This window comes from Gorillibacterium sp. sgz306347, assembly GCF_059735245.1.
The window spans coordinates 1-520 of the sequence record NZ_JCAPET010000119.1 but is presented as its reverse complement, the minus strand read 5'-3'; the positions used below and the strand labels follow the sequence as shown (position 1 = coordinate 520).

The 520-nt window shown below is 57.1% G+C and carries 1 rRNA gene; it reads right to left on the bottom strand.

Annotation, left to right across the window (positions count from 1 at the left end):
* Positions 1 to 35 precede the first annotated feature (35 nt).
* Positions 36 to 520, bottom strand: a 23S ribosomal RNA gene (locus tag AC6I6H_RS22505); the annotation flags it as partial.

Here is a 520-nt window from a genome sequence, read left to right as displayed (position 1 = left end):
CATCGCGTTGCTGCTTGTGCTCCCCGGTGGGAGCGTTGGATAAGCCCTCGACCGATTAGTATCCGTCCGCTGCATGCATTGCTGCACTTCCACGCCGGACCTATCTACCTCGTCGTCTTCAAGGGGTCTTACTAATTGGGAAATCTCATCTTGAGGGGGGCTTCGCGCTTAGATGCTTTCAGCGCTTATCCCGTCCGTACATAGCTACCCAGCGGTGCTCCTGGCGGAACAACTGGTACACCAGCGGTACGTCCATCCCGGTCCTCTCGTACTAAGGACAGCTCCTCTCAAATTTCCTGCGCCCGCGACAGATAGGGACCGAACTGTCTCACGACGTTCTGAACCCAGCTCGCGTACCGCTTTAATGGGCGAACAGCCCAACCCTTGGGACCTACTTCAGCCCCAGGATGCGATGAGCCGACATCGAGGTGCCAAACCTCCCCGTCGATGTGGACTCTTGGGGGAGATAAGCCTGTTATCCCCAGGGTAGCTTTTATCCGTTGAGCGATGGCCCTTCCAT